This is a genomic window from Corynebacterium kroppenstedtii DSM 44385 (genome assembly GCF_000023145.1).
Classification (GTDB): domain Bacteria; phylum Actinomycetota; class Actinomycetes; order Mycobacteriales; family Mycobacteriaceae; genus Corynebacterium; species Corynebacterium kroppenstedtii.
The window spans coordinates 2,242,803-2,255,814 of sequence record NC_012704.1 but is presented as its reverse complement, the minus strand read 5'-3'; the positions used below and the strand labels follow the sequence as shown (position 1 = coordinate 2,255,814).

Genomic DNA, 13,012 nt, shown 5'->3' with positions numbered 1-13,012 from the left:
CGGGGCAGGGTGTGGTCATCGAGCAGCCTCCTCACTGTCGGGAGGGGACAGTGGGAGGCGGAGGGCAAACACCGCTCCGCGACCGGGTCCGGGGGAGGTGGCGGTGAGAGTGCCGCCGTGGGCCTCGATCAATGCCTTCGAGATGGTCAGACCGATACCGGCCCCGCCGTCGTCCCGGCTGCGGGCGGCATCCCCCCGGTAGAAGCGTTCGAAGATGTATCTGAGCTGGTCAGGTGGGATGCCATCGCCATCATCGACGACGTGGATGAGCGCGGTGGACGCCCCCTGTCGGTGGACGCTGATCCGGACCTGCCCGCCGGCCGGGGTGTGCCGTAGCGCGTTCGACAGCAGATTGCTCATCACCTGGCCGAACCGTTGCCGGTCCACGAGCACCCGGGCGGTGTCCGTAATGGTCTCGACCTGTAAATCGACGCCTTTGTCAGCATAAGCTTCCCCCGCGGCAGCAGCGGCGGTATGGAGCAGATCCCCGAGCCCTTCCTCCGCCAGGTCCAAATCGATCCGGCGTTCCTGGGCCCGGGAGACATCGTCAATGTCTTCCATCAACCGGGTCAGGCGGGTGAGTTGGTCAGCCATGATCGTGTGGGTGGCATTATTCCAGTCCACGACCCCGTCCTGGAGACCATCGAGGTAGACCGTGAGCACCGATAAGGGGGTACCCATTTCGTGGGCCAGGTCAGAGAGCATCTGGCGGCGGACCTGTTCGGTGTGTTCCAGCCGATCGGCCATGGTGTTGAAGGCATGCGCCAGGGTGGTAACCTCGGGGCCTGCTTTTCCGGCGGGCACGCGGATACGGGAGTTGCCGGCCGTCAGGCTGGTAGCGGCGTGGGTGAGATCCTGCAGGGGGGTGCGCAGACGACGTGATAAGCACAGGCTGGCCAGCAGGGCGCTGATTAAGGCGGTGGGCAGGGCGACGGCCAGGGTGATCAGGTTGGCGCCCCGGTAGGCCTGCTCGGCATGGAACAGCTCCAGCGAGGGGTCCTCCCGGCCGGTCATCAACATATGATCATGGAATAGGGTCGGGCCCACCATCGTGGCCACGGCCGCGGCCACCAGCAGGCTAATCACCACGACCAACACCTGGGCGGCCAGGAAGCGGAAGGTCAGGCCGGGTCCGTGATTCATGGCTGCCCCACCCGGTAGCCCACGCCACGCACGGTGTCGATAAACCCCCGGCCCCGGGTGTCGGTGCCGAGCTTGCGACGCAAGTTGCCGATGTGGACATCGACGATGCGTTCATCACCGACCCAGGTGGTGTCCCAGACCTCGGTGACCAGGTCGTGGCGGGTCAGCACCTGGCCGGGGCGCAGGGCCAGGGCAACCAGCAGCTCGAACTCCGTGCGGGTGAGCTCCACGGTCGTCTCCCCCACCCGCACCTGATGGGCGACGGGGTCAAGGATGAGGTCACCAACGATCAAGGGGGTAGTCACCTGCGGTGGGGTGGTGCTGGTGCGCGGGCGGCGCAGCACCGCATGCACCCGGGTCACCAGTTCCCGGATGCTAAAAGGTTTGGTGATGTAGTCATCCGCCCCCAGGGTCAAACCGCAGATCTTGTCGTCCTCGCTGCCACGCGCGGTGAGCATGAGGATGTAGCAGTCCGAGAAGGTGCGAATGCGTCGGCACACCTCCAGGCCGTCAAGTTCGGGCAGCCCCAGATCCAGCACCACAACATCGGGAGAAAAGCGACGGGCCTCGTCCACGGCCTGGGTGCCGGTGTGCGCCTGGCGGGTATCGAAGCCGGCCCGGATGAGGTAGGAGGCCACCATCTGAGCCAGGGGTTGTTCATCATCGACGACCAGCACCCGCCCCGGGGGCGTGGCGGTGGTCGGTATGCGGTCAGCCATAGACCCCAGTATCGCTCCGGCCAGGGGGGAATACCACCCTGGCTCAGTGCCCGGCGGGGAAATCTTCATCAAATCTTCAAACATCACCCTTCGACCGCCGTCACCCCTGTGCCCCACCCCGGGCCGGCGGCATCGTCTCCCCTGGTCGGTTCAGCAGGCGCCACCAGGAATTTCACTGCCTGCACCGCATACCCGGGGCGGGTAGAAGGCCATCGCCCACGGCTGTGGGGTGGTGTCCCGGTGGTGACCCAGGCCACCGAATTCACCCCCTTTTCGCCCTGTTATAAGGCTGTGAGCAGGGTTTTTGATTTCTAGTCCGTCAGGCACCCGTGCTAGATAAAGGTATGGCATCGACCTTGAGGCGGTGTCTTCTCACGGTCTTACCACGATCCAAGGAGATTGACGTGAAACGAGCAGCGATCGCAGCCGCCGCCCTCGCCCTCACGGGGTGTTCGGCCGCCGACCCGGAACCCACCGCCGACGGGACGGTGTCCCAGGATACATTCCTGACTACCCATGGCCTGGCCGCCATGGACGCGGTGGAGATCATTGATCACCTCGACCGGCAGAAGGTCACTGAGCGTCCCACGGATCTGAACGCCTCAGTACGTGCCGATAAACTGCTGCTCTCGAGCGATGACCAGGAAGTCGTGGTCGATCTTCCCGACAATCAGACGTATGTCTCGATCGCACCCTATCTCACCTCCACCCACGACTGCTTCTACCACAGCCTCACGACCTGCCTGGGGGAACTCGACAATGAGGATATCCAGGTCACGATCACCGATGAGGCGACCGGTGAGGTGCTGGTGGACGAGGCGACAACCACCTTCGACAACGGGTTTATTGGCTTCTGGCTTCCCGATGATGCCACCGGCCTGATTGAGGTCAGCTACCAGGGGCGCACCGGCACCGCGGAGTTTTCCACCGCCGACGACGGTGCCACCTGTGTCACAGACCTGCACCTGACGTGATGGCTCAGCAGGGTCCTCACCTGCGCCTGTCTCCCGTGTCACTGAAATCTAACACCAAGGAAGGTTAAATCATGATGAACGGATTTTCCCGACGACAGTTTCTGCTCGGCGGGCTCGTCCTCGCCGGAACCGGGGCCGTGGCCGCCTGCACCAGCGACCCTGGACCCGCTGCCTCGGCACCAGGTTCCTCTCTTCGCCCCACTCCCACCCCCACTGCGCTCGGTGAGCCGACGGTGCGCCGGACACTGACCGCCCGGCCCCTCTCTCTGGATATCGGCGGCATCGAAGCCAAGACGTGGGGATACGTCTCTGACACCGGGGATGCGGCCATTGAGGCCACCGCCGGCGACGTCCTCCAGGTCGATATCACCAATGAACTGCCTGAGAGCACCTCCATCCACTGGCATGGCATCGCACTCCACAACGCAGCCGACGGTGTGCCCGGCATGACCCAGGACCCCATTGAACCTGGCGAGTCCTTCTCCTATGTTTTTGAAGTCCCCCACGGTGGCACCTACTTCTACCATTCCCACTCCGGCCTGCAGCTGGATCGCGGCCTCCACGCCCCACTGATCGTCCGTGACCCGCAAGACGCTGAGGACCAGGACGTCGAGTGGACCATCGTGCTCGACGACTGGGTCGATGGCATTCAGGGCACTCCCGACGATGAGCTCGACAAGCTCACCGGAATGGGTTCAGGCGACCATAACGGGAAGAAGGGAATGGGAGGTCACGGCCAGATGATGCACGGCACCCCGGACCGGGTACTGGGCGGGGATGCCGGCGATGTGATGTATCCGCACTACCTCATCAACGGACGTATCCCCCGTGCTCACCGGACCTTCGAGGCTCGCCCGGGCGACAAGGCCCGCCTGCGGTTTATCAACTCCGGCGGTGACACCATCTTCAAGGTGGCCCTCGGTGGTCACCGCATGACCGTCACCCACACCGACGGCTTCCCCGTCCAGCCCAGGGAGACCGAATCGATCTACCTGTCGATGGGCGAGCGTGTCGACGTCGAGGTCATCCTCGGCGACGGCATCTTCCCGCTCACGGCTTTGGCGGTGGGTAAGGACGACCGCGCCTTCGCCGTCATCCGCACCGCCGGCGGCCAAGCCCCCCACCCCGATGTCGACTTCCCCGAGGTGTCGTCCACCGGACTGCTTCTGTCCTCCCTGAAGCCAGCAGACCGTGCACTCCTACCCGAGGACACACCAGACCGAGAAGTCAGCATCGACCTGGGCGGGCAGATGATGCCGTACGAATGGAGCATTCTCACCGACGGCCAATCCTCCTCCGCGACCGTGCAGGAGGGCCAGCGCCTGCGGATGGTCATGCGCAACAGGACCATGATGCCCCACCCCATGCACATCCACGGCCACACGTGGGCGCTGCCCGGCAGCGGCGGACTACGCAAGGACACCGTCCTTCTCCGCCACGGTGAAACCATGATCGCCGACCTGATCGCTGACAACCCCGGTGAGTGGGCATTTCACTGCCATAACGCCTATCACATGGAAACCGGGATGCTCAGCTCGCTTCGCTACGAGTAACCCCCACAGCAGGGTTGAGTGCCGAGGTGGGCGGGGTGTCCCCCCGAGTAGTGGACACGGCTTTGGTGTCAGGGTTGAGCAATGTGTGCCAGGAGTCGACGGGATTGAAGTATGCGTCAGCGCGCACGGCAGCAAGTTCAATGATGCGGTCGTAGCGCTTGTTAAAGCCGGTGGTTTCGGTATCAATGACCGCAAAGACCGACATGCCCGCCTAAACGCTATCGAACACTGCAAACAAGGTGGATTTCTGTGGATAGCCACACTGGCCCCGTGCGGGTTGTCCACAGGGTGAGTGTGGTTGGTCTTTCGTAGCGGGCGTGGGTGTGGTTGCCTTAGTGCTATGAGCACTTCGCAGGACTATCCGAACACCACCCCAACCCCCGCTACTACGACCACTGGGGAGGGTCAGCGGCGGGGGCCGAGCTTGCGGGATAATTCCCAGCAGGAATTAAATACTGCTACCCAGTACATGAATTGATGAGCTTATGAGTCAAGACATGAGTGAGGCGGACGCCATAGAGCATTTAGACGATCTGGATAGGAAGGCTATCCCTGATGACTTCTGGGATAGCACCAACTAAGGACTAAGCCTGTTTTATTGAGCGTTGTTAGAGTTCGGCGTCCTGGCCGTCTTCGTGCTCTGCCTCTAGCTCTGGTGCCGCGTTGGGCTCGCCTTTAGTTATAAGTCTCCGAACGGGACCAGCATAAGGCGAGCCGATTTACGTGGATGGAAGCGGCGGCGAGCATCTCTCGCTGCACAATAGCTCGATGAGAAGCTTAAAGACTTTCATGGTTGTTCTGCTGAGTGAGGGTTGGTCTTGCGGCTGCGGTGTTAGCGCAGTGGCTTTCGCAATGAGCGGAAGAAAGCTATCTCTGGTGCGAGACCGGGGGTAGTTCTAGGAGAGGGCAAAACCGAAGAATGCAATACATGCGCTTCACTGTAACTTATGCAAGCCAAAATGTAAGTGTTGACCAGCACTGTTTCGAAAATGCCGGATAATTAAAATTATCCTCCATTTTCGTCGTTTGACGTGGGGGTAAGCGTTTTTGGAGCCGGTTGCAACCGGCTAGTCTGGTGCTGCCAGCGAAGAAGTTGCGATCAGATGGGAAAGGCGTGATCGTGGATAAAACTGAAGACATTTGTATTCCTGCCACGCATTTTGGTCGGCGTCGTGTTCGCTGGGTGCCTGAGGATTCTCATATCCGGCTGGAGGTTCGCCTCCCAGCGCCAATGGTCAGAGAGCTAACCATTTTGGCTAATTCAAGGGGTGCTTCCATTGCCCGAGTCGTAACCGATGAGCTGGAGCATTTAGTTGGTGATAATACGCATCATGGTGCTGGGGAGGAAAACTAGCTAGCGAACTTTTCATCAAAAACGAAACAAAGCGCGATCCTGCCAGATCACGCTTTGTAAATGCACAAGCTTGTGGAGCTTAGTGCCAAAAATCCATTCAAAACCTTCGAGAGAATCAAACGGAGATGTGTTTATCTTGTCATGCCTAAAATCAATTAGCAATAGCGGCAGCACTTTTGCCACCCCGATTACCGAGCAGGTGATCGGCCATGGGTAGATTCACCGCACTAGCAGCAGCACCCGCAGTCGTCGAGAAAGCAAAGCACTGGGATACTCCAGCTGTCGCGGCGATCGGTCAAGCGTCGCCGTCGAGGGTGCGCCGACTTACTCGACGCACGTTGCCTGATACAGATCGCTATTTGAGACTGAGGGAGATCGGAATCCAGCGTCCAGCGGGACCACTGCGGAGCGACGCCATTGACCGTGCAGCCCTTGTCCAAGCACACACCCGAGCTATCGACGAGGTCGCTGATGTCAAGGCGGTTCGAGTTGTAGCGCGATACCTCTACGATGAGGCGATCGTCTTCGGCTCGGTTGACGAGGAACGAGCGCTGACACGACCTGCAGTGGATAAATGGCTGTTCCGGGATGACGTCTTTTCTCGCAGGTCACAGCGCACTTATCGGACGATCCTCTATGCTGCAGGCCGGGTTTTATATCCTCACGAATTTCCTGAGCCGCATCGTCAACGAGGACCGCGCCGCAAAGCGGTCCCGGCCGCGAAAACGTCACTGGAGAATGAGTTGTATGCAATTGCTCCGAGCCTGCGACCGGTGCTGCGTGCGCAGCTGCTGACGATTTTGGATCTCACTACTGGGGCGGGCTTGTCGTCTCAGGAGATCCGTCACCTGCGGGGAAGTGACATTTCCCCTCTTGAGCTGGCAGAACGCACGGTAGTGCAAATCGCTGTGAGAAAAAGAGGCATTGTCTCTCGCGTGGTGCCGGTGGTGTGTCCCGTTCGAGGTCATCGTCTTTTGACTCGTGCACGCGAGGTCGGCCAGGGTTACGTGTTTCCTATTGTTGGGGAAACCATGCCTCGAAATGCGATTTGTCATGTCTCGGAAGAGCTCGTTGAGCAGGGTTTTCCCGGATTTAATGCGGCGGCGCTGCGGAATCGGTGGGTGGTAAAACTGGCCTCTGACCCAGGGGTTCCGGCTGCGATGCTGATGAAAATGGCAGGCATTGCTGACCTGCGGGTTTTGCATGATCTGGAAGCAGACCTGCCGAAGTTTACACCGGAAGATGAGGCAAAAGTCCTGCTGCACTGTGAGGAGGTGGACGGCTGATGACCGTTGCGGTGCAGGAGCAGAGGATGATGATCTCTCCGGACTATGTGGAGCGCTGCGCGGCTGTGATTGAAAAATCTGGTGCGCACCGGATGATTGATTTCTATTTTTCCCAGGACCGTGGCGTGGGTGGCCGCAAATCCACCGGACCACAGTATTCGATGCTGAGCGTGCTTACCGTGGGTTTGGCCTTAATCGGGATTCGGCGTGTGTCCTCGATGGCGGAGATTTGGCGCACCTTGTGGACGCTAGAGCCTGCCCAACAGGAGCGGCTTGGCTTAGATCTTTCCTGTGGCGAGGGGACCTATCGTGCTTTTGCCATGTGGCTAACGGGGCGGCTTGAATCTCTTGATTCACTGCCAGATGCCCCTGCACGCCGCGTGAAAAATGGTGATCATCGTCGAATGATGGCCGCGCGTTCTCCGGAGCAAGAGCAAGCCTCCGAAGTTGCATCTGAGAGACTTCATCAGGTTGTAAACTCGCTGGTGGCAGGCTCAATCCATGAGCAAGCCCCCAAAGGATATCGAGGCGATATCATCGCCGACGAGACCAACATCGACCTGGCGGGCCAGTCGATGGGGCTAGGCAGCCGGGACGCGAAACGCCGAGGTGCCGCGTACTCGGGTGCATACTATATCCGCGATCGCGAAGATCACTCCCTGCATTCCGAGCTGGGTACCCGGCGTAGTACCAAAGGTGGCGTGGCCGTTGGCATTACTGCGGTCTGTCGCGTCGGACCACCAAAAGCGGTTTACTCGGTAGCCCCAGTGATTACGGGGATTTCGATTGATAAACCGAGTTCGGGCTCGGTGCAGGGTTTGGCGCGTGCTATTCGTTTTCATCAAGAAAATGGGTTTGACCAGCGCATTAAGCGTGGACGTGTGCCATTGCTGACCGTCGATATGGGCTACAACGTCAAACAGCACTTTAACGATGAATTGCTGGCCGCAGGCTATGCTCCGGTGGTGCGTTATCCCAAGTCTTGGCGTACTGTTTTTGCATCTGACACCGCAGTCGGGGACGAGCCTGCAAGTGGACCACTTCAAATCGCGGGGGAGTTTTATTGTCCTGCTGCGCGTGCGATCGCAGGCGACGGGAAGATCGTTCGACGCACGATGGAACTGCTTGGAGAGGATGACGGTTTTGAGCGCCACGATGCTCGACTTGAAGCTTTATTCCCACTGATCATGGGGACTAATTCGAGGCCTTATCGTGCGCGTCAGGGCCGTGGTCGCCCTCGTAAGCAGGAAGAAAATTCGGATGAGCGACCCGTGAAAATCGATTTAGTATGCCCTGCCGTACAGGGACGCGTGCGATGCCCACTCAAACCGGCGTCGATGACGCTCGCATCCGAGGAAGCCCCGGAGATTTCACCCAGCTGGAGCGCAGATCACTATAAATGCTGTTCAAAATCCAGTATTACGCACACGTTTACCCCTGAGCAGTGGAGACGTGCCCAGTGGGGTTTGGTTCCTGGCTCCTGGGAGCACGCAACGTATTATGAGGCAGCCCGTGCGATTACGGAGCAGCGTTTTTCTATCATGAAGTCCCCGCACGTAACGGGCATGGAATCTTTCAAGCGTGGTGTGCGGCGTGAGCCGATGCTCTACATCACGCTCGCTCTGTGGGTGGCCTCGACGAACCTGGCGATTCAAGAGTCATTCGAGCGGAAAACCGCAAGCCAAGACTCGATGACACGACGACTCCGGATGGTTCGTGAAGATACCGGCCGAGACCTCGCCAAGGTGCCGCCTCGAACGTAATTGTGTACCTGAGAGTCTTCGTATCACCGATTCTGCCTGCAGAGTTTGGGCTGAGGGTACACGGCTTCAGAGGCCCGCAAATCGAACTTGATGGAGCCAGAAGTCGTGTTTTAGGTCAAAGGCTGCGGGGTACGATAGCGATATTTGGACGTGATGAATGGTAGAGGTGGAATGGAACCGAAAGAGCTTGTACCTGTAGGTATTCGTGTCTTTGTGCGTGATATGACAAGTGGCATTGTGCTTCGTGAAATTCGAAGTATGTGGGAGTCGGAGGGGTTTTCTGAGCCTTCTTCGGTAGAGCCAATCGGCGGGGAGAGGGTGTCGTTGTATGAGGCGTATATTCGTCAAGTCGATTGGACGTCTCATGGAGAGGTCGCACGTGCTCTCAGGGTTTTTCAAGAAACTCTGTTGGAAGTTTGGAATGGATGGTCAGAAGAATACCTGGCTAACCGTGACAGAGAGTTTGACAAGCTCACGCGAAAAATTGAAGCTGCGGGTCTTGAAGTTTCGGACAAGTGGCTGATTCAATTGCCGCAGAGTCTTGAGATTTCGCCGGAAGATTTGCAAGCTTTAGCCGATCCGAGTGCTATTTTTGTCCACTTAGAACGTCTGTCTGGGGCCTTACGTGATTCGGATCCAGAATTGGTTATTGGGCAAGCGAAGGAACTTGTTGAAACCACCGCAAAGTTAATTCTCAACGAGCGAAAGGTTGAATACGATCCGAAACTCAAAATTGGACCTTTACTGAGAAAAGCCCAGCACTCCATTGGATTGTCGGACGGGAATCAACAGCTCGGGCCGGACAAACTGCAGGCTGTAAGGCAGATACTCAAAGGTGCCGGTAATGTTGCCTTGGGCCTTGCCGAACTTCGCAACAGCTATGGGACTGGGCACGGACCTGGGAGTTTAAGGTCGGGTTTAGAGCAGCGCCATGCGGAGCTGGCAGTGAATGCCGCTCGTCTTTGGTGTCACATGATGCTTACAACTTACTCCTCTGAGACCGCTCCTTGGCGTTTTGAGGAGCCTAACAAGTGAAACTGACTTTCTAGTCGTGGAACGTCGACTTGAAAAGCTCTGGACAATTCAATAAGACAAATGTTCTAAAGCTCGTCTAGTCAAGCTGGGCGAGCTTTTCCCATGTCCACAGTATGTGCTAGACCGAGGAAAGCAATCGTTAGACGGCGAATCTACGGCCTGATTCGCGGCCAGTTGAAGAGCCCTAGTCGGGGAATTAATTCTCGGGAGATTTCATATCCGCAGCTCGGGAGACACTTTTTGAAAAGCTAGGCTGAGCTGCCATCGTGAACATCACGATTGCTGCCTGGACCGGCGGGCTGGCTATTCCCCGGCACTCGCGCGGGCTGGCACTCACACCGGGGAGTTCCGCACGGCATATTTCGATCGAGAGTGCCGGAGGATGTACCCACACACTCGAGGCGATCGAACGAGAATACACGCATATTCAGTGGCTTCTCGGAGGTTCACCCCTCGACGAAACAGCGCTGGGCTATGTCTACCCGCAGGATCTGCACATAACGGGCGGTGGCCTCACGAACGGCGATTTTGCTGTCGTTGATTTCAGTGATGCTCCCCGTGATTACAGCCCGGACGCATCGCTCGCGACGGCACACGAGATCAGTACAACCACAGCTGGTTCAGTACTATCAGAGCACATCCCGCTCTGGAATCTGGCCGAACCATTGGGGCTTCTCGCCTTGGCCGTGCGTGAGTATTTCCCTGGCTCCACTATCCGGGACCTAACCCGTGACTACGCGGACCGTTGTAGTGAGGGGAATTATGAGACCGGTAGCGCGAACCATGATGGCAGCACGATGGCCTTCGGTCGTCTTGCGTATAGCGTTGCTCATCGGACTGGTATCGAACCGGCATCTTTCTTCCCTCCCATCACTTTGCACGTCCACGCCGAGGATCCAATTTTTACTGAGCGGGTATTGGAGCGGCTCATAGACCGTGCCCAGGCCTTTGCGACCGCTTTCGGAAGTACCGTCGATTGTCGAACGGTGTTTCACGATGTCCGACGCCACTCTTCTTTTCCCTCCACGGTCCACGAACCCGACGCTGAAGAAACTCCGGTCATTCTGTACAGAATTCCGCTGGACACAGGAATTCTGCCCGACGATTGCTTCCCCTCCGTTGTGAGTGAGGCTGTCACCCCTCCGTTCAGCGTAGAGTCACAGGCCATTAGGGAGCATAAGGCTGTCGTCGTGCATCGTGATCCGGAGAGCGGTGTTATTGAGGCGCGTTCGTTTACACCAGATCGGACTCTCATTGATCGTCGTATTCAATGGGGTGATTATCTTCGCTCTGCCGAGGCCATTGACCAGTTGCAGCGCGAGTGCTTGCTGGCTGATCCTGACTGTCTTGGGACACACGCCACGCCGACCGTGATGTGGGAATCTTTGGCTACGTGGGGACTGTCGGAGGATGTCCGGGCTGGAATGACCGGCATGTCTGAGCTCAACGATATTTCTGCAGATCGAGAAACACATACGTCCAGCCCGACAACCACCGTGTGGGCAGTCCACCCCAATGTTGTGTCATTAATGCGGGACTCAGTAGATCGACCACTTCTTACCATGGAGGTTGACGCTACTGCTCCGCTGGGCAGCGTGATTCACGATGTCTGCGATGTAGTGGACGAACTCGGAGTGAATCCAGCGATGGACTTTCCCGTCGAGATAGTGAGGGCGGGGACAGCGCGCTCGGAAACGCCAGTTGCTGCCCAAACTCGTACAGCGACGGATAGTGCAAGTTCGGGCGGAACTTCTCCAGGTAATCCGCGCCGGGCATCTCACTCGGACTCGTTGCCGTGCTTATGGCCATTAGTACTCGGGGCTCGAAGCGATGCCGTTACAGATCAGGCCATTGCGCTTGCTGCGGTTCGGCTTGCTCTCCGGGAATGTGTTCTCCGCGGCGTTTCGTGGGTTGGTGTGAAGCATTCGCGGGTAGCGGGGTCTGCTGCCGAGCACTGCATTACGGTAGCTATCGCGCATAGGGATGACGATGCAGAAGATGCAGAAGATGCACTAATTGAAGGGGTCAACGATGCAGTGAACCGGATCTGCGCAAACCATTTTCCTGGTTCACACATTGCATGCCAGGTTGTGAACGCCGAAGGATGCATCGATATCCGACAGTGGATCACAGCTATTGGTTACCATCCTATTTTTGGACTTCTACCAGCGTATATGCAACTCGAGCGGCTGGGCAGAGCAGAGACTACAGACGGCTAGCCGGGGGGTACGTCACCCTTCCGCAACAACCTCCCACGGAACGGTAATGACGTTGTCGCGGATTCGTCGCCTCGGAGCGCCGACAGGAAATTCAGATCGGTGCAGGTAGGTCAGTGTTTCTCGCCATCGGACACGGGGACCGTACACATCGAATGGCGCTGTCCTGTTCCACGCGTCGTCGAGCGTCGAGAACAGATCGTGGACGGGATCGCCCGGAACATTGCGGTGAATCAGAACTTTGGGCAGGCGTTCGGCCAGGTCAGAGGGCTTCTCAACGTCGAAAGGGTCCCACGCGAGGGTCAGTGTGCGCGGTCCGTCGGCGTCGAGGAGAATCCACGAGCACCGGCGGCCGAGTTCGTCGCAGGTCCCCTCGATGATGTGCCCGCCCGGCGCGAGTCGGGATTGCATCGTTTCCCACGCGGCGTGAACATCCGCGACATCGTATTGTCGCAGCACATTGAACGCGCGAACCAGGTGCGGCCGCAGCCCGGCCAGCTCAAACCCGCCGAGCGCGAAATGAACCCCATCGCGGTCGGGGAGGACGCGTTCGGGGTCGATCTCCAGGCCGGTGACGTCGATAGTAGGGCGAATAGTGCGTAAACGGCTCGCCCACTCGCAGGTCGTCGTCCAGCTCGCGCCGTAACCCACATCCACGGCCAGGGGCCTATCCGCATGGAGGAGCGCGTGGCGCAGGTCCGCGTTATGCACAACCCATCGGTCGCATCGTCGCAGCCGGTTGATCCCCGTCGTTCCGCGTGTCACGGTGCCGACGGGCCCATTCCCGCTCCACGACGGTGTGCGGACATTATGGGCGCGTAGATTCCGCGTCCCAGCGTCGGGGTGGTGGCGATTCCCATGTGAGGTCGAGGGTTTGTCCATAGCGGGGTGCGGTTCAGCAGAAGTGCGCTCGAAGCGTCGTTAGCGGTGGTGTGGATGTGGTACTACCCACTCGTCGATAGTGATCGT

At 58.7% G+C, this 13,012-nt stretch carries 10 protein-coding genes; 6 read left to right on the top strand and 4 right to left on the bottom strand.

Annotated features, from left to right (window positions below; all coding sequences use genetic code 11):
* Positions 1 to 15: 15 nt before the first annotated feature.
* Positions 16 to 1,143: a two-component system sensor histidine kinase CopS gene (copS, locus tag CKROP_RS09555; RefSeq protein WP_012732541.1), complete on the bottom strand. Its 1,128-nt coding sequence runs from the start codon at positions 1,141 to 1,143 to the stop codon at positions 16 to 18.
* Positions 1,140 to 1,862, bottom strand: coding sequence for a two-component system response regulator CopR (gene copR / locus CKROP_RS09550; RefSeq protein WP_148209687.1), 723 nt, complete (start codon positions 1,860 to 1,862; stop codon positions 1,140 to 1,142). Before copR ends, copS begins: the two co-directional genes overlap by 4 nt.
* A gap of 404 nt (positions 1,863 to 2,266) precedes the next feature.
* On the opposite strand from copR, the gene CKROP_RS09545 reads away from it, so the two are divergent.
* Positions 2,267 to 2,836, top strand: a complete 570-nt coding sequence (locus CKROP_RS09545; RefSeq protein WP_012732539.1) for a CueP family metal-binding protein — start codon at positions 2,267 to 2,269, stop codon at positions 2,834 to 2,836.
* Between the two features lie 71 nt (positions 2,837 to 2,907).
* Positions 2,908 to 4,389, top strand: coding sequence for a multicopper oxidase family protein (locus tag CKROP_RS09540; protein ID WP_012732538.1), 1,482 nt, complete (start codon positions 2,908 to 2,910; stop codon positions 4,387 to 4,389).
* On the opposite strand, the gene CKROP_RS09535 is transcribed toward CKROP_RS09540, so the two are convergent.
* Complete coding sequence (locus CKROP_RS09535; RefSeq protein ID WP_052292422.1) at positions 4,367 to 4,594, bottom strand: 3'-5' exonuclease; 228 nt, start codon at positions 4,592 to 4,594, stop codon at positions 4,367 to 4,369. The two genes, CKROP_RS09540 and CKROP_RS09535, sit on opposite strands and share 23 nt — an antisense overlap.
* A gap of 1,358 nt (positions 4,595 to 5,952) precedes the next feature.
* Here CKROP_RS09535 and CKROP_RS09530 point away from each other — a divergent pair.
* The 4 genes from CKROP_RS09530 (at position 5,953) to CKROP_RS09515 (ending at position 12,046) form a co-directional block, all read left to right on the top strand.
* Positions 5,953 to 7,029 (top strand): hypothetical protein, encoded by a 1,077-nt coding sequence (locus CKROP_RS09530; protein ID WP_012732535.1) that lies wholly within the window; start codon positions 5,953 to 5,955, stop codon positions 7,027 to 7,029.
* The gene (locus CKROP_RS09525; RefSeq protein WP_041628931.1) at positions 7,029 to 8,792 is read left to right on the top strand and encodes a hypothetical protein; all 1,764 of its coding nucleotides are present in this window, start codon (positions 7,029 to 7,031) and stop codon (positions 8,790 to 8,792) included. The genes CKROP_RS09530 and CKROP_RS09525 overlap by 1 nt, the downstream gene beginning before the upstream one ends.
* A gap of 171 nt (positions 8,793 to 8,963) precedes the next feature.
* Positions 8,964 to 9,827: an abortive infection family protein gene (locus CKROP_RS10915; RefSeq protein WP_052292421.1), complete on the top strand. Its 864-nt coding sequence runs from the start codon at positions 8,964 to 8,966 to the stop codon at positions 9,825 to 9,827.
* Positions 9,828 to 10,093: 266 nt separating this feature from the next.
* Positions 10,094 to 12,046: a hypothetical protein gene (locus CKROP_RS09515; RefSeq protein ID WP_012732532.1), complete on the top strand. Its 1,953-nt coding sequence runs from the start codon at positions 10,094 to 10,096 to the stop codon at positions 12,044 to 12,046.
* Positions 12,047 to 12,058: 12 nt separating this feature from the next.
* On the opposite strand, the gene CKROP_RS09510 is transcribed toward CKROP_RS09515, so the two are convergent.
* Positions 12,059 to 12,925, bottom strand: a complete 867-nt coding sequence (locus CKROP_RS09510) for a class I SAM-dependent methyltransferase (protein WP_012732531.1) — start codon at positions 12,923 to 12,925, stop codon at positions 12,059 to 12,061.
* Positions 12,926 to 13,012: the final 87 nt, after the last annotated feature.